At 67.4% G+C, this 20,102-nt stretch carries 12 protein-coding genes, 1 tRNA gene and 2 pseudogenes; 4 read left to right on the top strand and 11 right to left on the bottom strand.

Annotated elements, in window-relative coordinates; all coding sequences use genetic code 11:
- Positions 1-18: 18 nt before the first annotated feature.
- From AB0B76_RS31490 to AB0B76_RS31465, 6 genes and pseudogenes are all read right to left on the bottom strand, one after another.
- A complete protein-coding gene (locus AB0B76_RS31490) occupies positions 19-807 on the bottom strand; it encodes a hypothetical protein (RefSeq protein WP_360382283.1) in 789 nt (262 codons plus the stop codon).
- Positions 804-1,304: a SigE family RNA polymerase sigma factor gene (locus AB0B76_RS31485; RefSeq protein WP_360382282.1), complete on the bottom strand. Its 501-nt coding sequence runs from the start codon at positions 1,302-1,304 to the stop codon at positions 804-806. Before AB0B76_RS31485 ends, AB0B76_RS31490 begins: the two co-directional genes overlap by 4 nt.
- Positions 1,259-1,681: pseudogene (locus AB0B76_RS31480) on the bottom strand (FAD-binding protein); the annotation flags it as partial. The pseudogene AB0B76_RS31480 and the gene AB0B76_RS31485, both read right to left, overlap by 46 nt.
- A gap of 372 nt (positions 1,682-2,053) precedes the next feature.
- Positions 2,054-2,743, bottom strand: coding sequence for a hypothetical protein (locus AB0B76_RS31475; RefSeq protein ID WP_360382280.1), 690 nt, complete (start codon positions 2,741-2,743; stop codon positions 2,054-2,056).
- Between the two features lie 31 nt (positions 2,744-2,774).
- Positions 2,775-4,076 carry a M20/M25/M40 family metallo-hydrolase gene (locus AB0B76_RS31470; RefSeq protein WP_360382278.1) on the bottom strand — a complete coding sequence of 434 codons (1,302 nt, stop codon included), beginning with the start codon at positions 4,074-4,076 and terminating at the stop codon, positions 2,775-2,777.
- Between the two features lie 85 nt (positions 4,077-4,161).
- A complete protein-coding gene (locus tag AB0B76_RS31465; RefSeq protein ID WP_360382276.1) occupies positions 4,162-5,007 on the bottom strand; it encodes an SGNH/GDSL hydrolase family protein in 846 nt (281 codons plus the stop codon).
- A gap of 91 nt (positions 5,008-5,098) precedes the next feature.
- Between AB0B76_RS31465 and AB0B76_RS31460 the strand changes: the two genes are divergently transcribed.
- Complete coding sequence (locus tag AB0B76_RS31460; RefSeq protein WP_360382274.1) at positions 5,099-5,686, top strand: hemerythrin domain-containing protein; 588 nt, start codon at positions 5,099-5,101, stop codon at positions 5,684-5,686.
- A gap of 183 nt (positions 5,687-5,869) precedes the next feature.
- Positions 5,870-5,954 (top strand) — tRNA-Leu (locus AB0B76_RS31455).
- On the opposite strand, the gene AB0B76_RS31450 is transcribed toward AB0B76_RS31455, so the two are convergent.
- Positions 5,919-7,607 carry a recombinase family protein gene (locus tag AB0B76_RS31450; protein WP_360382273.1) on the bottom strand — a complete coding sequence of 563 codons (1,689 nt, stop codon included), beginning with the start codon at positions 7,605-7,607 and terminating at the stop codon, positions 5,919-5,921. The two genes, AB0B76_RS31455 and AB0B76_RS31450, sit on opposite strands and share 36 nt — an antisense overlap.
- Before the next feature lie 409 nt (positions 7,608-8,016).
- Here AB0B76_RS31450 and AB0B76_RS31445 point away from each other — a divergent pair, with 409 nt between their 5' ends.
- Positions 8,017-8,277, top strand: a complete 261-nt coding sequence (locus AB0B76_RS31445; protein ID WP_360382271.1) for a hypothetical protein — start codon at positions 8,017-8,019, stop codon at positions 8,275-8,277.
- A gap of 447 nt (positions 8,278-8,724) precedes the next feature.
- Positions 8,725-11,364, top strand: a complete 2,640-nt coding sequence (locus tag AB0B76_RS31440; RefSeq protein WP_360382269.1) for a DEAD/DEAH box helicase — start codon at positions 8,725-8,727, stop codon at positions 11,362-11,364.
- A 541-nt stretch (positions 11,365-11,905) separates the two neighbouring features.
- On the opposite strand, the gene AB0B76_RS31435 is transcribed toward AB0B76_RS31440, so the two are convergent.
- The 4 genes and pseudogenes from AB0B76_RS31435 to AB0B76_RS31420 all read right to left on the bottom strand — a co-directional run bounded on the left by AB0B76_RS31435 (position 11,906) and on the right by AB0B76_RS31420 (position 19,810).
- Complete coding sequence (locus AB0B76_RS31435) at positions 11,906-12,511, bottom strand: hypothetical protein (RefSeq protein WP_360382267.1); 606 nt, start codon at positions 12,509-12,511, stop codon at positions 11,906-11,908.
- 795 nt (positions 12,512-13,306) lie between these two features.
- Positions 13,307-14,455 (bottom strand): HNH endonuclease signature motif containing protein, encoded by a 1,149-nt coding sequence (locus tag AB0B76_RS31430; RefSeq protein WP_360382266.1) that lies wholly within the window; start codon positions 14,453-14,455, stop codon positions 13,307-13,309.
- A 419-nt stretch (positions 14,456-14,874) separates the two neighbouring features.
- A pseudogene (locus AB0B76_RS31425) lies at positions 14,875-19,350 on the bottom strand (caspase family protein); the annotation flags it as partial.
- Positions 19,351-19,462: 112 nt separating this feature from the next.
- Positions 19,463-19,810, bottom strand: coding sequence for a hypothetical protein (locus tag AB0B76_RS31420; RefSeq protein WP_360382264.1), 348 nt, complete (start codon positions 19,808-19,810; stop codon positions 19,463-19,465).
- Positions 19,811-20,102: the final 292 nt, after the last annotated feature.

Raw genomic sequence — 20,102 nt, 5'->3', positions numbered from 1 at the left:
ACGTGCCGTTGGCGCGAATCAGACGGTCAGGCGCGGGTCCAGGGCGATCGACACCAGCGTCTCGAAGGGCAGCACCGGTTCGGCCTGCCGGCCCGGGGACGAGTCGGTCTGGCCGCCCTGGTTGGCCGCGACGATGAAGATCGTGATGCCGTCCGGGCGGTCGACGATCACGTAGTTGTCGGCGATGCCGTTCTCGTGGATGACCCGGCGCAGGATGTGCGTACCGTCGGCCTCGGTCGTGTCGGAGCACGTCCCCGTCTCCGCGCCGGTGCAGGGGTTCATCGGGTTGAACTGGGTGCTCCGGCGCCCCACGTTTATCGCGACGTTGCCCTCGCCGGTCGGGCCGTGCAGGTTCGCCGAGCCGTAGTAGCTGTCGTTGCCCGGGTCGTACAGGTACCGCATCTTGAACGCCGGCCCGTCCGCGCCCGCCGACAGCGTGTACCCGGGAGCCTTCTGCCGGACCACGTCGCGGACCACCGGGGCCAGCCGTGCCTCGGTGCTGCGGGCCTCGCCGGGCGGCGTCGACCCGGTGCCGGCCGGCACCGGCCGCGGGGCCGCCGACGCCGGCGCGGCCGACGGCGGGGCCACGGAGGGCCTCTCCCCGACCATCTGCGCGCCCCCGCCGGGCGCGCCCCCGGCGCCGAACGCGACCGCCACGCCGACGGCCACGGCCGCCGCCCCGCCGCCCGCGCCCGCCCCGGCCAGCCGCCGCACCAGCGCGCGGCGCCGCCCCCGGACGATCAGCCGGTCCACATCGATCGGCGACGCCGGCACGACGCCCATCGCCGTGTCGAACTCTGTCTTCATGACTGCACCCCTTGCACGTTGGAGATGGCCGCTCGCAACGTCTCCAGCCCGCGCGCGGTCTGGCTCTTGACGGTGCCGGTGGAGATGCCCAGCATCTCCGCGGTCTCCTCGACCGAGTGGTCGAGGTAGAAGCGCAGGACGAGCACGGCGCGCCGCTTCTTCGGCAGGGCGCGCACCAGCGCGAGCAGATCCCCGTGCTCGCCCGGCGCGGGCGGCGCGACCTCCGCCAGATCGGGCAGCCGGTCCGTCGACACCTCCCGCCGCCAGGGCCGGCGGCGCTCGTCGAGGTAGGCGTTGACCAGCATCGCCCGCACGTACGCGTCGAGATGGTCCGCCTGCCGGGCCCGGCCCCACCGGTCGTAGAGCCGCGCCAGCGTCGTGGCCACCAGATCGTCCGCACTGTGCCAGTCGTGGCACAGCAGGTAGGCGGTCCGCCGCAGGACGTCCATCCTCAGCGTGACGTACTCGCGGTACGCCGCCTCATCACTTCGCTGCACGCCGGTACCCTTCCGTCGCCTCTACTCGCGGGACGGAACGAGACGCCGATCGGGTTGCTTTTCCGCTCAGGCACCAGCCCCGGGATGGCGAGGCGAACCGGTTGGCCGGGTCGTACCAGCGCTTCGCGCCGAGCCCGCACCGCCCGGCCAGCGGCCCGTACCCGCCGCCGGTGGTGAACCCCGACCATCCCGACCGCACGCTCGACCCCGGTCACGGCCGCGAGCCCGAACGGCGCCGCGGCCGCGAGCACGTCCCCGGCGGTCGCACCGCCCTGCACCGTCGCCGTCCCGGCCCCGACGTCGACGGCCACGCCCCGCAGGCCGGTGAGGTCGACGACGAGCCCACCCTCGACCCGCGCCCGCCCGGCCCAGTCGCGCCCACCGCCCCGCCTCCCCGGCTACCCGAACGGCGAGCGCTACCTCCCCCGTGTCCCGGCACCGGGCGATCACGGCCGGCCGCTTGGCGACGGCGGCGTTCCAAACCCGCCGGGCCAGGGCGTATCCGTCGTCCTCCGGCCCGAGGAGCCGCTCCCCGAGCCGCGGTCGCAGCGCCCGGACGGCACCCTCGATGCCGGTTCCAGCACTGGTGGCGGTCCTGAGGCCTCCTCGAACGCGCGGGTCAGGTGCCGCGACCGTACCCGCCCGATCACCCTCCGCGCGATCGCGGACACGAACCGTCACCACTGCACCGCGAGACACGAAGGCCCCGCGATGCACGGGGCATCGCGGGGCCTTCGGACGTCGATGGGCTACTCGGCCGGGGTCTTCTCCGAGGGCTCCTCGTCCTCTTCCTCGGTGAGGTCCTCCTCGAGCTCGGCGAACGCGTGCTCGTCGAGCCGGTCGACCACGCGGTCGCCCGCGGCCAGAGCGAACGGGCCGACGCCGTCGTTGTCCTCGTACGTCTCCGGGTCGAGCGGGGTCTCGACCTCGGCGACGATGACCACCCCGTCGAGGGACTCGAGCTCCGGGATGTCCAGCGCGCCCAGCGAGCCGTCGCCGGCCTGCATGAGCTCCAGGACGGCCTCGCCCACGGTCTCCACCGCGGCGCCGTCGCCGTCGCCCGGGTTGGCGCGGCGGGCCGCCTCGGCCACGGCCAGCAGGGCGCCGACGCTCGGGATGCGGTAGTCACGGCGCTGGCGGACCGAGATCACCCGCGGGTGCGGGTCCTCGGCCTCGGCGCCGTCCACGATGCCGACGCCGAACTGCCGGTCGGCCTCCTCCGGGTCGATCGCCTCGACGTCCCACGGGGTGACCTCGCCGAACTCGTCGAGCAGCAGCTCGTCGTAGCTGTTCGAGGCGTTGTTGAGCTCCACGTAGGCGCGCCACACCTCGTCGTCGTCGGCCCGCCCGTTGGCGGCCTTGACCGCGGCGAGATGCTCGCGCGCCGCCGCGACCACCCGCTCCAGCGCGGCGTCAAGCTCCGCGTGCCGGTCGGTCATGATGGGATCCCCCTGAGAAAAAAGATGAAGTTTAGGACTGCTGCAGGAACCGGTCGAGCACTCGCACGCCGAACTGTAGTCCCTCGACGGGTACGCGCTCGTCAATGCCGTGGAACAACGCGCCGAAGTTCAGGTCCGCGGGCAGGCGCACCGGCGAGAAGCCGAAGCAGCGAATGCCCAGCTTGGCGAACTGCTTGGCGTCGGTACCGCCGCTGAGCATGTACGGCACCGCGATCGCCCCCGGGTCCTCCGCCCGCAGTGCCGAGGACATCGCCGCGACCAGCGGCCCGTCGAACGTGGTCTCCAGCGCCGGCTGGCGGTGGATGTACTCCAGCTCGATGTCGGGCCCGACGATGCGCCGCAGCTCCTCCTCGAACAGCTCCGACTGCCCGGGCAGCGTGCGGCAGTCGATCGTGGCCGAGGCGCGGCCGGGGATGACGTTGTCCTTGTACCCCGCGGCGAGCCGGGTCGGGTTCGCCGTGTTGCGCAGCGTCGCGCCGATGATCATCGCGATCGGCCCGATCTTGCCGACCGCCTGCTCGGGGTCGTCGAGGTCGAGCTCGATGCCCAGGATCTGCGAGACCTGCTCCAGGAACGCGCGCACGGTCGGGGTCAGCACGACCGGGAAGCGGTGCGTGCCGACCCGGGCGACGGCCTCGGCGAGGGCCGTGACCGCGTTGTCGTCGTTGATCATCGAGCCGTGGCCGGGCCGGCCCTTGGCGTGCAGGCGGAGCCAGTCGATGCCCTTCTGGGCGGTCTCGATGAGGTACAGCCGCTGGTCCCCGCCGACACTGACCGAGAACCCGCCGACCTCGCCGATCGCCTCGGTGACGCCCTCGAAGTGCCGGGCGTGGTGGTCGACCAGGTACTGCGCGCCGTACGTGCTCCCGGCCTCCTCGTCGGCGACGAACGCCAGCACGACATCGCGGGGCGGTTTGCGGCCTTCGCGCTTCATCTGCCGGACCAGCGCCAGCACCATCGCGTCGAAGTCCTTCATGTCGACGGCGCCCCGCCCCCACAGGTAGCCGTCCTTGATCTCGCCGCCGAACGGGTCGACCGTCCACTCCGAGGCGTCGGCCGGCACCACGTCGAGATGGCCGTGGATCAGCAGGGCGTCGCGCGACGGGTCCTCGCCCTCGAAACGCGCCACGACGCTCGCCCGGCCCGGTTCGCTCTCGAAGATCTCGGACTGGAGGCCGACCTCGGCGAGCTTCTCCGCAACGTACTCGGCGGCGACCCGTTCCCCGACGCTCGTGGCGAGGTCGCCGGTGTTGGTGGTGTCGATGCGCAGCAGGTCGCGGCAGATTTCGATGACCTCGTCGGTGGCGTCCATGAGGAAGTCTTATCAGGCCGCTGTGACATTTCTTCGAGTGGTCCGGCGACGACTACACAGTGTCGTCGCCGGATCACCCTGAGATTCACCAGCCGTAGCCGGCCGCGTAGCTGAGCGAGGCGAGCACCGCCTGTCCCGACGTGTTGGGATGGAAGTAATCCCAGGTCGAGACCTGCGATAGGTTGAACTGGTAGCCGAAGACGGCCCCGCCGTCGTACTTGCAACTCTCGCCATAAGCTGCACAGGCGGCGGCGAGCTGCGCGTTGAAGTCGACCACGCGCTGGCGCACCCGGTCCCGCCGGGCGCTGTCGGCGGCCGAGGTCGAGGCGGGGTTGGCCAGCATCGACTGGCATACGCCGAAGAGCGACCAGACGGTACGCGCCGAGGAGCTGGCGCTGCCGACCTGCCACAGGCGTTTGATGTCGGGGATGCTGATGAGCAGGACCTTCGCGTTCGGCAGCCCGCTCTTGAGCGTGCCCAGCGCCGAGTCGAGGGACGCGCGGAACGCCGTCACACTCGTCATCGACGACTCCGAGCTGGTACAGGCGTCGTTGGCGCCGATCAGGATGGTGACGTACGCCGCACCCTGACTCACCGCGGAGGCGGCCTGCCCGGGCATGTCGGCGACCTTCGCACCGGACTTCGCGTCGTTGAGGTTGTGGCCGTTGATCGCCGCGTTGACGGCCTTGATGCGCAGGTAGTGGCTGTTGACGGCGGAGTCGGTGCCGGTACTGAAGGATCGGCTCGGGCAGTCGACGTACCACCCGCAGGCATTGAAGCCCCGGCTGATCGAGTCGCCCATCGAGGCGATGGAGCCGGGCGGCGGGCCCGGGGCCGCGGCGGCCGGGGCGGCGGTGCCCAGCTGCGCGGCGGTGATCACGGCGGCGGTGAGGGCGGCGAGGGTGGCGGACCCCCGCCAGGTCAGTGACATGGCGGCCCCTTCTATTGAAATGTGTGTATGCGATGGTACTGGCGGGTAACCTGCCGTTTCAAGGCTTCGCCGCCCGGGTAACCGCCAGCCCGTGAGCGGACTCCCCCTGCCGCCCCTCCCGGGCGCGCCCGACGAAGAGCACGACGCCACCGGCCGCAGCATGATCGACCTGCTGGACGAGGAGCACGAGCAACTCGACCGCCTCTGCGCGCGCGCCGCGACGGAGCCGGCCGCGTCCGACGTGCTCGTGGCCACCCTGGCCCGGCACCTGTCGGCCGAGGAGCAATACTTGCTGCCTGCGGTTTCGGCGGTACTCCCGGAAGGCCCCGACATCGCCACCCGCGAACTGGCCGCCGACGCGGAGCTCCTGGTGGCCCTCCGCCGCCTGCACACGAACGCGGACCGCGCCGCCCTGCGCACCGTCACCGAACACGTGCGCTCGCACAACCACCGCACCGCCGCCGAGCTGTTCCCGGCCCTGCGCTCGCGGTGCACCCAGAACGAACTGGTACGCCTGGGCAACCGCGTCGAGATCGCCCGCTCGGCCGCCCCGACCCGCCCCCACCCCGCAACGCCGTCCACACCCCCGCTGAACAAGCTCGTGGACCCGGCCCTGGGCGTGGTGGACAAGGTGCGCGACGCCCTGACCCGCCGTACGACCTGGGAAGAAGATCTTTGAAAACCAACGTTTATCGATCACGCCCCCGGGGGTAACCCGGGACAGGACGCGGGGCGGCCGGCTCCCCCTCCGGCCGCCTCCGCGCGTCGACCCCCCGATTCGTCAAGATCGCCGGTGACCGTGTAATGTATCGCGTGGCCGTTGGCACGGGGTCGAGAGACGCCGAGTACAATGGTTCAGCCGGTCGAAGTGGCGGAATGGCAGACGCGCTAGCTTGAGGTGCTAGTGCCCTTTATCGGGCGTGGGGGTTCAAGTCCCCCCTTCGACACGAACCTTCGTACATGATCGCCGTAGGCTTTGCCTCGGCGATCACGTTGTTTGCGCCTGGTTGATAGGTGAGCTGGAGGCCGAGTCCGCGATAGATCTCGGCCTTGTCGGCGGGGTCTGCGTCGCGCAGGACGGTCAAGAGGTTGCCGAGGCTGGCTACCACGGCGTTGATCTCCTCGGTGGTCATGCGGCTGGGTTTGGCGCCGGCAGCGTCCCGGAGCTGGGCTTGGGCGGCGGCGCGGGTGACGGTGACCTCGGCCGTCCACTGGGCGACGAGTGTCGGGTCGGTGCCGGCTTCTAGGGCAGCACGGTACCGCGCCAGGCGCTGGTCACAGTCGGCGATCACCCGCCGAGCCTCGGCGGCGCGGGCGGCCAGCTCGCTGTCGCGCCCGTGGTCCTGGGCGTCGGCCAGCGCGGCGAGGGTGCCGGGCAGCCGCTCCGGCGCGAACGCGCGCAGCAACCACCGGTCCAAGGCTGGTACGAGTTGCTCCTCACGCAGGTAGACACTGCGGGGGTGGGTGGTGTGGTTGGCCAGGCCGTACTCGGTCGGGTAGATGCACCGGTAGTGCGGCTTGTCATTGTTCCAGCTGCCCTGCATCCGGCGCTGGCACAGGCCACAAAACAGCAGCCCACGCAGCTGGTACGGGTGCCGGGTCCGCTTGACCGTGGTGACTGCGCTCTGGCGGTGCCGCCGGCCGGCCAGCAGGGCCTGGACCTTGGCGAAGTCCTCGTCGGTGACCAGCGGCTCCTGCACGACCTCGGCGGACCAGATCCACGCCTGCTGGTCGTTCCAGCGCATCTTCGTCTCATGCCCCAGGGCGACGTCGTCGACGTCGATGAGGACCTCGTCCTTGCGCTGCTTGTTCCACACCTGCCGGCCGGTGTACCGCGGGTTGGTCAACACCACCCGCACCGCACTTTTCGACCAGGCCACTCCCCTACGATGTCGGTTGCGGGCCCGGTCGTGCGCGGACGGGCTGAGGATGCCGTCCGCAGTGAGCGCCTCAGCGATCGCGAAGAGCCCGTGCCCGGCCAGATACTGCCCGAAGATGCGCTGCACGACCGGTGCGGTGACCGGGTCGGGTTCCAGCCGGTGCAGTCGCCGCCCGTCGAGGGCCTTGCTCGGGTTGGGGTGCGGGCCGGCGTCGGCCAGCCGGTATCCGTATGGTGGCCGGCCGCCGAGGAAGCGGCCTTCGGTGGCGGCTTGGGCGGCCATCGCCGACCGGACGCGGATCTTGATCCGGTTGCGTTCGCCTTTGCTCATTCCGCCGTACAGCGACATGACCAAGTCGTGGGCGTCGCTACCCGGATCGATCGCGCCGCCGACCTCGGGCACCCACAACTGCACGCCATAGTGCTCGAACAGCGGGAACGTCAAACCGAACTGATTGCCGTAGAACGCCCGCTGCGGCTCACCGATCACGACGGCGTCGAACCCGCGACCACGATCGCGCAACGCCGTCAGCAGGCGGGCGGCATGCGGCCGGCGCCGCCACGGCAGCGACCGGGACATGCCGACATCGAAGTACTCACGGACGATCTCACCCCCGATCGATTCGATCAGCGCACGGGCCCGTGCCAGCTGCCAGGCCCGCGAGGCTTCCGGGTCCTGCTGGTCTTCGGTCGATACTCGACCGTAGAAGGCAAAATGCATGGTTTCTCCTGATGTTGAAACGGGTTGGTGTGCCCGGCGTTGGCCAGGCGGCCAGAACTGCCGTCCGGGCGACGGGTTGCGGGATGGTACGGCGACTCGCCGTTGCGTATCCGGCGCGACGGGTCAATTTGCAAATCGAAATCTGCCGCTGTCTGTCGACGGCGGCCTGAGACAGGCCGCCGTCGACAGCGTTCACCCGATCGAGTGGACGCCTACTCGAAACCGGGTAAGAGGTCTCCCACCAACTACAGTGGAGCGCGAAAGACCGGCTCGCAGCAGTAGGACTCCCACTCACAGAGGACTTCCTCTTGCTGCCTTCGTCGTGTGCTCTTTCGGTGTACATGGATCCGATAGCTCTGCGGCGCTACGTGCGCACGCTTCATCCTGCGTTCGACCTGAAGGATGCTGCGTGAGCCTTGCCGACTTTGCGCTCTACATCCCCGCCGTGCTCTCAGCCGTCGGTAGTGCAGCCGTGGGTGCGTTCGCCAGGACATGGGTCAAGGAGCATTACCTGACCAGGCGGGCCAAGATCGAGGCCGACAAGGAAGTCCAACTGGCACTTCTGAACGGACCGCGGCCACAGCCTGAACCTAAGGCCCTTCCTCAGACCCACGATGAGCTAGAACCGCGTCGGCCTGACACCCCCAAGAAGAAGCCGAGCGCGGCCTGACGTTGGCCTGGACGGGCCGACTGATGCCTAAGGCTCGTGAGCCCTGCTGATGTCCTGCCACTGCATCCCCGGATCGCGGTGGCGGGCAGCCTCCTCACCGACGTGCCACAGCTCATCGAAGACGGCACGAGCAGACCGGCCCTCGGCGCCTCCCGCTCGGAGCTCCAACTGGAACCGCTGGCCGTCAGTGCGCACGAACGCGTCTCGCCGGCCCATGCGTCCATAGGAGCCGCTCCACCAGTGCCTGACGACGGTGCGGTATATGACGGGATCGCACACATGTTCGATCGATAAGGATCGTGATCGGACCATCTGACGCGCCGCAGGCATCCACGAACTAGGTCGCAAGCAGAATCTCGGTTTAGATCGGGCGGTAGCCTGCTGTACGGTCAGATCTCACCGTTCGAGTTCGCGCGGTCGCGCGCGGCGATCATCGTGGAGTCCTGCGTGGCATTCAAGCGAGCTCAAGATACCGGCTCAGTGCCGCAGTCACCTTTGGCGCTGTTTGCGGATCTTCCGCGCATGGGAACTGCGGTGCCGAACCTGTGGGGTCACCAGACCGGCGTGCTCAGCCAGTATGCCGACACGCACACGAAGACGCCTGATCTGGCTATCGAACTGCCCACCGGTACCGGTAAGACGGTTCCTGGCTTGCTGATCGCGGACTGGCGGCGCAGGAAGCTTGCTGAGCAGATTGCTTACGCGTGCCCGACGGTGCAACTGGCGCACCAGGCGGCTCGTGTTGCCCAGCGTGAGGGCATCCCTGCGGTCACCTTGGTTGGAAGCCATACATCGTGGCCGCTGTCGGAGGTCACCCGATACGATGCCGCCGAAGCCATCGCAATCACGACTTACAGCTCCGTGTTCAATGCCTCACCGAAGCTCGGAAGCCCGGGAGCGCTGTTGTTCGACGATGCCCACGCCGGCGAGCAGTTCGTCGCCGAGGCGTGGAGTGCCGACATCTCCCGCTTCCGTGATCTTCAGTTGTACTCCGCGGTTGTTGATGTGCTTCGGCCAGCGCTCGACGGCATCTTCCTTCAGCGGTTGAGTGAGGCAGACCCAGATCCGCTTGCGCGGAATGATGTCCGGCTCGTTGTGCCATCGCGTTGGGGTTTGGTCAAGGCACTGGACGACGCGCTGTCGACCGCCGGCGGGGACCTTTATTGGCGGTACACCATGATCCGCGCCGGACTGCCGTCGTGCATGGTCTACGTGTCGTGGGCTGGTGTTCTGGTCCGCCCGTTCGTTCCGCCCACGTTCGAGAATCAGCCGTTTACCGCCGCGAATCAGCGTCTGTACTTGTCCGCCACCCTCGGTCAGGGTGGTGAGTTGGAACGTGCGTTCGGTCGAACGCCGATCACTCGACTGGCGTTGTCGCCTGGTGCTGGAACCCCCCGAAACGGCCGGCGATTCTTCGTGTTTGCCGGCCTTGCGCAGGACGAAGACCCTGAGCTGGTCGCCCGCGATGTAGTCGGCGCTGCGGGCAAAGCGTTGGTACTCGCACCAACATCGGAGAAGGCGGTTACGACGGCCCGCGCGCTGAATCCTGCGCAATGGCCCGTCTTGGACAAGCAGGCGGTTGCCACTGGCCTCGAGCCGTTCGGCGGCGCCAAGCACGCCTTGCTCGCCCTGGCAAGGTATGACGGCATGGACCTGCCAGACGCGTGGTGCCGACTCGTAGTGCTTGACGGCAAACCGGACGCCGCTCACCTGCAGGAGCGCTACCTAGCCGACCAGCTCCGGGCGCGGATGGCGCTGGAGGAACGCATTCGTACTCGGGTGGTGCAGGGTGCAGGACGATGCACGCGTGGACCGGCCGACCACGCCGTCGTGGTCATTCTCGGCGACACGCTATCAAGGTACTTGTCTGAGACGGGTGTCCGCACGGCGCTCAGCGCCGACTTGCAGGCGGAAATCGCGTTCGGCCGAGACAACTCTCGCGCATCGGTGGCAGCAATCATCGCCAACGTGAAGTCGTTTCTTTCCCAGGGCGACGACTGGCGCGACAACGCGGAGCCCGAGATTGCTGGGCTGCGGCGTAAGGCGATACAGACCCCGCTGCCCGGCACGGAACAGCTAGCCAAGTCGGCTCCCCATGAGCTTGAGGCATGCCGGTTGGCGTGGGACGCCTGTTGGGTTGACGCCGCGATGCATGCAGAGAAGGCAGCCGATGCTCTCAGCGGCAACGACGACGTCCGCCACTACCGTGCGCTGTGGCTGTACCTTGCCGCCATCTGGTTCCATGCCGCCGCTGATGCTGGACATCCAACCGCACGATCCACCGCTGAAGCTCTGGTCAAGCGGGCGAATGAAGCATCACGGGGCACCACCTGGTTGCGCGACGTCGAGCCTGCAAACAACTACGACCTGCAGATCAGCGCCGACGATAGCCCCGCCGTGAACAGGATTGCCAACCGACTAACGAAGGGCGTCAAGCGCACCACCCACGACAAGGTGCTTGCCTCGATGAAAGACGGTCTAGTCGCCGCCGAGCCCGGGAAATTCGAGCCCGCGTTGTCCTGCCTGGGTGAACTGCTCGGTAGCGAGGCGTTCAAGCCGCAGGGCCAGGGCCGCTGCGACTCGGCGTGGTGCTGGGATGAGCGTATCTGGCTCGCCATCGAAGCCAAGAGCGGCCAGGACTCCGCTAAGCCCGTTCCGCTACGGGACGTCCGGCAAGCTAACACCCAGCTCAGACAGCTCGCCGCCGATCGAGGCCTTGCCGCGCCGCCCGAACAAAGCGCCTCGATCATCGTTGCTCCGCGCACGACCGTTGATCCAGAGGCCGTCGATGGCGCCGACCACAACGTGCACCTCGCCCAACCAACACAGTTCATCGCCCTTGCAAACGACATTGCTGCCGTCTGGGAGTCGCTGCTCGCGCAGGCGCCCGGGCAGCACACGACCGACCTGCACCGGCTCGTCCGCCAAACGCTGGCCGAACACCGAGTCCTGCCAACCCAGGTTCTGACCCGCTTGACCGCAACCCCGCTCAACGGGCTGCGCCTCTCTACAAGCCAGACGAGCGTGGTCTACGGCGAGAGCCCAGGCGTTCTCGATCACTCCGCGGTTGAGGCCACGACAACTTGAACCGACGACGACCTGATCTGGCGCCCTCAATCGGGGCTTGTCAGGAATTGTCAACCTCTTCTTACCGAATGTCACGATCTTGAACCTGTCATCGTTCGTCAGTATGCAGCGTTGAGCTGCGCAAATGCCGTCGGGCACTAGTCGTTACCTGTAGCTGATTGTCAACGCTTGCCGGGGGTTTTCGGGGGGTAAACGGGGGAATTGCCGACGCGCCGGGTTGCTGCCGCTGAACCCTGCCGTGGCGTGCAATAGGACAATGCCGCTGGTAGCGGGCTTGGCTGTCGGGTCTGACCGGCACGGGTTGCGGAGCCGCGTGCGAGCGGCCAGCGAGTTGCTCGGGGTGGCCGTGGCCGCCGCCCGTCAACCTCGGCGATCGCCAGCAGGGCGGTCGACCTGCTGCAGGAGCCTACACGGACCCGTCAGTACACCCGCGTGCCGCGCTGGTAGGCATCGGTGGCCCAGACACAGATCTCTAGGTCTTAGGGCCAACTCGACCTCACGCCTGCCCGCACCCGGGTCGCCGCCGAGGTTCTGCGGGCCGTCAGCGCGCCCACTGAGCCGGATCCGGCGCCCCGTCAGCGATCGTGACCAGGAATCCGAGAGACAAAAGATGCGGTCCCCCGTCGTCGACATTGACGCTGAACCCTCGGTTGGGACTTCCCCCGGTCGCGTCATAGGCTCGACCGGAATACCAGACGACATCCCACTCGGCGACTCCCCCAGCGGAGGCGTGAGCAGTCCCCCGGGACATCACATTGTTGTCGTTCGTATTTACCGAGACGTTCCAATTGATCGTCGCATTCGGTACTGCATTGTGAATCGACGCGTGCAGTGTGTACGCCCCACCCGAACTCGTGATGAATTCCGGACGGATCGTTCCGGCGAGGTCGTCGGCCGTCGTGTTGGGGTCGTCACCGCTCGTGCCGACTTTGCCCGCCTTGGTTGGCGTCGGCGACGCCGCCTTTTTCGTCGCGGCGGGCCGCTCCGAATGATTGGCGGCGGTAGGTCCATTCGCCGCGACGCTCTGCGGCAGCGCGGCACCGCCCGGCGCGGAGGTGCTCGCACCATCCGGCGTTGCGCCGCCGATAATATCGGGAAGGTTCTTTCCCGTGATAAACGACGTCAAACCCGACAGGTCGGCGGCCACCCCGATCACTGCAGTCACCGCAAGGAACGCCGAGATGACCGTTATCTTTCTATTGACGGTGTTTGCACTGGACCCCGACACTAATATCCCCTCGTCCGTGGTTCGAGGATCTCCGTTCAGCATAGAGTGCCGACATCAACCTGTTGCCGCTCTTCGACACCTTCATCTACGCCTACTTCGGCAGCCCCGATGCGCTCGTTGAACTGCTGTCGGACGCTGATACGGTGGACAACGCGCCATGACCGAGGAGCTGGCACCGCGCCAAGTCGTCGAGCGAGGGGGACTACGCGGGCTACTCGTTCGAAGCTGGACCCTGCTGCATGGGGTGGTATCGCCGCAGGACAGGGTGAAGTCCCGGTACGACTGCTTACCGGTCAGCTCGTCAACGGTGTAGCTCTCACGGCCGAGCCGGGTGCCGACGAGATCAGTGCCGGTGAGGGTTCCGACAGCGTCGAGGAACGCGCGGTACATCGCTCGATCGGCGATGAGCAGCGCCTCGAGGAGGTTGTTGGTGGTCAGCTCGGGCGTTCCGGTGGCGCGGATGAGGTACCGCAGCGACTGATGCGGAACGGTGGCCGTCATGGTCAGGGCTCGCCCTTCGCGGAAGTTCCGACAAGGCAGGCGTCGATCCTGGCTGATCACCGGACCGTGGAGCATCGTGCGGTCAGGCGGTATGGCTCACCGACCGGCGGAGTGTGTTCCGCGATTCGCATCGCGGCGAGGGCAGCGGGTCATGACCGTAGGCCTCGTCAGCCGAGCGAGCAGCAACTTGAACCGACGACAACCTGCTCACGTTCACGTACCCATTCCGGTTCCTATGCCGAGCACCTCTGGCCGCGCCGCCCACACCAGGGCTTTGAAGTGGTCCCAGCCAGTGATTTCGATGATGCAGGTCTGCGGGCTCCCAGCCCCTGCGGTCAGATCCCAGCCGCAGTTGATCCATAGCTGACCGGCCGTCCCGACTTCGCCATTCCACCTTCCCGAGTGACCAGACAGGGTATGGCGCACCACCGAGCCTCCGAACCCAGACCTGAAGCGACCAGCGAAGTTGGCGGAAAGGATCGCGCCCTCGCGTCCGACGTCCACCGTTTCGATAGTCAGCCACAGATATGTGCAGTTCAGATCAGCGACGCTCAGTGCTCCACCCTCGGCCACCGGCGCGCCGAAACACACCACCTCGACGTCGGGGTTTTCCAACCCGGCTCGGGCGCGGCTGCGGATCTGCACGGCCAGGCCGTCCACGGCAGGTCCCAAGGCGGCTGCGAGCGTGCACCCACCGATCTCCTCGATGATGACCGCGCTGGTGCGGCCCCGGGCGTCGAGAATCAGGTCTGCGCCGAGGTCGTGGTCGCTTAGATCCATATCGACACTGCTGGAGATGTCGAGGCTGCGGGTGACTAGGTAGTCGGCCTTGCTCTCGTCCAGCAACGCCAACTCCTGCACGACGGCGGGCGCGTGTTGTTCGAACGCGGCCCGGGCCGCGGGATCGCTGAGATCGACCGTCCGGAGCACCCGCAGGCTACGACCGACCGCGTGGGTAGTGGCGAAACCCTGCACGGCGGCAATGACCTCGGACTCATAAGTAGCGGCCTTCCGGAGCCGGATGTCGAGCAGCCCGGGGCCGGGGACGTAGGTCCCCTTTTGTCCGTTGCAGTCCCCGCAGGCCGGAGCGAGGTTGGCCGGGGCGTGGAGGTTGAAGTCGTCGGGCAGGCCATGCTGCTGCTTCAACCGCTGTAGGTCTGCGGCGGTTGTCGTGCGCGCGATGAGATGGTCGATTTGGATTTCCTGGAATGCCTTAGGCCGCCGGCATACGTGGCATCTGCGTCCCCAGACCTCGTACAGGGCATCGCGCAGCACGGTGTTGTCGCCGTTGGGTAGGTACCGCACGGTCGCCGAGGCAGTGGTGGGGATGCGGCTGAATCGACGGGATGCCGAGCCGATCACCCGCGGCCTTCCTCTGGTTGGGCGCCAGCCTTGATGATCGGCGGCCGATCCCCTGAGCTCTGGCGCGGTCGTCCCTCTCCAGCCGGCCCGCGGTCACCGACCACGGACACCACTCGGTTGTTCCGAACGCGGAACGCGTTGCAGGTACGAACGAGCAACAGACGAGCATCGGCTCTGCTGCAAACGGTCATCGCCAGCCCTTCAAGCCAGACACCCGCCTCGGCCTACAAGGCTACAGCCAACCGGCAATCGCCCGGCCCGGGATTTATCGATGCCAGGTGATGCGAATACGCCGGGTCAGCCGGAGGCGTCTGTCTAGACGTCCGGGCTGTCGCTCTCGCGTGGAGTTGCGAGCGGCAGTCTGAAAGTCTTGGCAGCGTCTGGTCTCCGGCGACGTATGAGCGGGTCTGGATCGCTGGTCAGAGCGCGTCCGGCCAGCTGACGTCGAGCACGTAGACGCTGACCGCGTATTGCGGGGCTACGTCGGCGGCCCATTGCTGCATGTCGTTGAGCAGTTGATGCTTGTCGGGATATGCCGTGCGTGATCCGGAGATTCGCTGTTTGGGCGGGAGCCAGTACACCAGGTAGATACCGTGTCGCTGGCCGGTCGCTGCAAGGTATCGGTCGACGAGTTGTTGTTGCAGCGCGGTGGGTACTTCGTCGTTGCTGACTAGCTTCGCTTCGATGATCGTTCCGGCAACTCCGGACGGTGCGGTGTTGGTCGGAGCATCGATGGTCAGGTCGATGCGTGTACCCAGGCCCCGAACCGCGAGGCGCTCGACCTGGGTTTCTCGGGCGAGCAGGACGCGACCTCGGCCGAGCCGATCGGCCAGGCGACGGCGTACCCAATCAGTGATGTCGTCCTCGGTACCGAGGCGCTTGCGATCGGGTGACCACACGTCCCGAAAGCCGTTGTTGCGCGCGAGCTCATGTTGGAGTTCGTCGAGGTGGTCCAGCACGGCCTTGGTGAGATCCCCGGCGTTGCGGATGAGCCGGAGATCCGAGCGGCCGAGGAGGTCGAGCAAGTCGGTTGGCGTCAGGTGGATCTGCGCGGTGTCGGCCGCTGCCCGTCTGGCCTGCCCAAGGTAATGTCGGATGAGCGCCTGGTCGAGCGGGGGGCGGCCGTCCGCGAGCGTCAGCAGCTCGGCGACCTGGCCGCGCATGGCCATCAACGCAACCATGCGGTTGCGGATCTGGGCTCCGCGTCGTGCAGGGGTGTCCCGCCAGCCCTCGGTCTCCCTCGGGTCGTCGTCGACAAATGGGTATCGATCGAACAGAAGGCGGCTCAGGGCACCCAGACGGTGGTCGTCGACTCCTTCCAAACTCAGGCTCTCCAGCAGTTCCAGAAATATCTCGGATTCAAGGGTCTCGTTCAGCAGACGGTCGACTGTGTCGTTGCTGTCGACGCTGGCCAGGTAGCGGTTCGCTGCCCGGGACAGCTGAGAACCGTCACCCGTTGCCGCCGATCTGGCCGCGTGGACGGCCGCGTCCTCGTCATGCTTGATCAAGAAGGCGAGCACGTCAGTATTCTCGTCATCGGAGTAGCGACGTTGCTGGACGGACGTCACCAGGGCCGGCGTGAGATCGCGGGCGAAGTGCTCGTAGAGGGGCTTGCGTTGCCAGGTGCCACGATCGTCGAGTACGGCACGTACTGCGGCCCGGACGTCGGTCATCGCCTCGGCGGGAGCGAGGCCGACGAGGGTCCTGAGGAGGTCTTCGTTGTCGTAGGCCCAGGCGCTTGCTATCGCCGGCGCCCACCGCTCCCACACGATTGTCGGCAGCTCGCCGATGCGTTCCGGGTGATAACGAGCGACCGTCGTCATCAGGTAGACCCCCGACCAAGCGCGGACGACGTCCCTTTTGATCGTGGATGCGTTAAGGCGCAGACCTGGATCGGGCGAACAGTTGATCACGTAGTCGATGCCTCGGTCGAGCACCTCGTCCTGCTCGTCGGCAGTCAGAAGCGACCAGCCTCGACGCGCCGTGAGATCGCATGAGAACAACGCATCGAGGTCGTCAGCTGGCGTCGTTAGGGCCAAAGGAATGTCGGCCCACAGGTCGAGATCGCGCTGGGCGGCGGCTACCGCGGCTCGCAGCGGGGAGGGATCGGGCTGGTCGGCAGGTTCCTCATCAAGGTCCGGCTCGGCAACCGCAACAGCGGCCAGCCGCTGGAAGCAGTGCGCCAGGACGTCACGGCCAAGTACGTTCTCGTCCGAGATGACGTCCAGAAGCCATTCGACGTCGTCGGCCGTGACGAGCCTGCGTTGGAGCAGGATCGGCCACCGTTGTCCGTCGAGTTTTGCCGCGGCGGCAAGGGCCAACTGACGTCGCTGGGCGGCATCCTGGGCCCATGGCCGGCTGTCGCCGCTATGCGCGGACATGTCGATCACAAACTCCGACAGCGGCACCAGCACGTTGGAGTCGTCGGATTCTGCGAGGGCTCGCGCGACGGTCCGATCGACTGCGTCGCGCAGCCATGAGCGGGACTCGATAGAGACCTGTGCTCGGCTGGTCGTATGCATCCAGGAGAGCATCTCGGGAAGATCAGCTGTTGGAACCCGACCGGCGAGGTCTCGCAAGAACTTCCGGTATGCCCCGATGAAGTTGAACCGTCGCGGCCGAGTAAGCAACGGCAGTAGACGAGTGGTGGTCATGTACTGCGGGTACAGCCCATCAAGCAACGCCGCCCGTACCTCGTCGTCCGGGTCCTCGTCCGCGTCGAGGTTCAGGGCCTCGAGCAAGGCCGACCGTTCCGACGTCGCGCCTAGGTCACATACCACGTTGATTGCCACCCGACGAGCCCAGGAAGGAGCCCGATGGTCAAGGGCGGTCGCGAGCGCGGCCGGAGTAACTGCCGCCACCCGGCCGGCCAGTGCGAGGCGGAAGAGCCACCATCCCTCGAAGGGCGACTCGAACCCGGCCTCTATCCGGTCGGTGAGTTGCCGCTCCAGGCCGGGATGGGCAGCGAGCGACAGGTCCAGGGACCAATGCGGCGGCGCATCGTTCTCACGCGCGTCGGCGAGCAACGCGTCCACGACCACCGCCCGCGCGGCCGGCGGCAGCTCGACCTCAGATTCGATAAGGGTGGCCGCATTGGCGGGCGCAATCAGGTCGGCGATCTCCGGACGGAGAGCCACCATCCACGCAGCGACCGCCGCCCGGGAGCGCGGCAACACACCGTCGGTCAGGCCGAGGAGTCCGGCGATCTGTGATCGCACGGGAGCCCGGTCCACCACATACTTCCCGCTGAGGTAGTCGACGTACTCCTGATGCCGGAAGGCGACGGTGTCCCCAGAGGCGGTGTCGAACAGCGCGCTGCCGAGTACCTCTTCGTAGATGTCCCGTCCAACGACGATGTCTGGACGGTCTGGCTCAGGGCCGGTCGGCAAGTCGGCGATCGCGACGCCAGCCTGGTCCGCACTGGTCCGGAATGCGTACCGACCGATCCCGCCAAACGCAGCAAAGAACGCCAGCCGCCCGGCCGCCCGGCGCCGCACATCCCCGCCGGTCCGCAACGGCGGGCGAACGTCCTCCCGCTCAGCCAGCAGCCGTTGCACTTCTGACTCCAACACATCCGTACGTCGATGGGTAAAGCGACCGTCGATCTGCCACTGCCTGGCCGCTGCGATGAAGTGCAACAGTGAGGCGCTCAATCGGCTCTGTCCGGCTGTGACCACCGCGTCCAGGAAACCCTCGTCGACACCGAGTGAGGCGAGTAGGCGGTGAGCAGCCCCGCGGGTTAGCGGAAGCAGACGGAGTCGGTCGAGGTCGGCGACACCGCTTACAAATGCACTCGTCCAAGCCGAAGGGCGACACGCGAGCCGCCATTTTACGCCGTCGGTTCCCGCCCCAGTGATCGCACGGTTTACCAGCCGGGCCAGCGCGGGCTCGGTGAGCAGGGCCTCATCCAGGGAATCGAGATAGACCGGCCTGCCTGAAACGACGCCCGCGCGGACAGCCGCGCTGATATCGGCACCCCTTTGTCCGACGAGGTCGACCTCGAAGCCGTTCTCGAGACGCCTGAGCTCGCCGAGGACCTCGGACTTGCCGACCCCGCCAGGCCCAATCAGGACAAAACTCTTAGGCCAGCCAGCAAGATTGGCGGCCGACATGAGGTCGGTCGCTGAATCGAGGTCAAGAAATCCGTCGCCATCCAGCAGCGAGGGCTGTTCCTCATCCGCGGGTCGTACGGGTTGGACATGGCGTTCGACAGCCTCGCTGCCCACCGCCCCTCCATCCCGGTTGCGAAGTACCGCGACCGCTTCCTGCCCGGCCCGGTTTGGCAGCCCGTCACCCGCCACCAGAGCCAGCCCGGCCGCGGTGTTGGTGCTGTGCTGTTGCGGTTCCGGCAGCCCAGCCGCCCGCATCCGCCGCCGCACCCCCTCGAACGTCCTCGCTAGCGGCACCGCTTCGTCGGCGCCGCCCGGCTCGGCGGTGAGTTCCTCCAGCAGTGCTCCCGTAAACGCGGTGAACGTCGAGTCCGGCGACGCGTACGACAGACGGGTTGCCGTGGTCGACGTGATCACGTAGACGCCCTCGATCTCTACCTGCTCCAGCGCTTGCGCGTCGATCCCCATTGGGGTGAGCGGCACTCCGATCGCGCGCCCGCTGTAGCAGCAGTCCAGGATTACCACCTTCACCGCCGCGGCACTGTCTCGGACCAGGTCGGCCACATGCGTGTATGGCACCGCTGTCCATGGCTTCTCGGGGTTGCTGCCACCGACTGCCAGATGCAGGTCCCGCCGACTCCCGGGCAGCAGACCGTGGCCGGCGAAATAGACCAGCAACACATCCTCGGCCTCACGCGCCGCCGTCCCCACCGGATCTAGCACCGCCGCCACATCGTCGGGGTCGACCACCGTGACGCACCCCATGGCGACTAGCGCTTGGCCGAGTGCCTCGACGTTCCGCGTGACGGGGCGGGTAGGTCGTACAGGCTTGCATCGGCGTAAACGCTGGCACCGACCAGCACAGCCCTAGACCGCGCCGGGTCCGGCAGCCGCACCATCACGAGCCGCCGAGCTCACGACCCAACCGGCGGGCAATCTCGTCCGCCTTCGCCACATCAGCGGTGTCGATCTCCACCTCGACCTCGCCCAGCTTCACCCGAATCTTCGTCCGCCGAGTCGTTGCCCGCGCCGACAACCAGCCAGCCACACCCGTAACCAACATGCCTAGCAGCTCCTTTGACAGCACCGCCGTCTCCAGCGCTGCGACCACACCACCACTCATCTCGCCAGGACCGATCGCCCCGCGCACCCGCTCAACCCGCAGCCCAGGCGCATCACCGCGCAACCACACCCGCAGGTCCTCCAGCACATCACCCGCCGGGTCATCCATCACCTCGACAAGCACACCACCACTCGTAGGCATGGCCGCACACTAAGGCATCACCACCACCGGAACTACCACCAAACCAGCCGCACGTGCCAACCTGTCAACGGCGGGTTAGAACTGACCCCCTCCCGGGCGGGCGGGTTCCCGCCGAGACCGCCAGAGGGTCAGTCTCAAGCCGCCGTCGACACAACCACTCTCAGCAACCTAGCGCAGCGTCATGATCGGGTGCGCTCATCGGCTACTTGTGCGGAAACGTGATCAAGCGCTGTAGTGGCATGCTCCGGCTTCGTACGGTCCACGGCCGGTGACG

The sequence above is a fragment of the Dactylosporangium sp. NPDC049140 genome, assembly GCF_040648435.1.
Note: the sequence above shows the minus strand (reverse complement) of the source record. Positions and strands in the feature narration are given on the sequence as shown.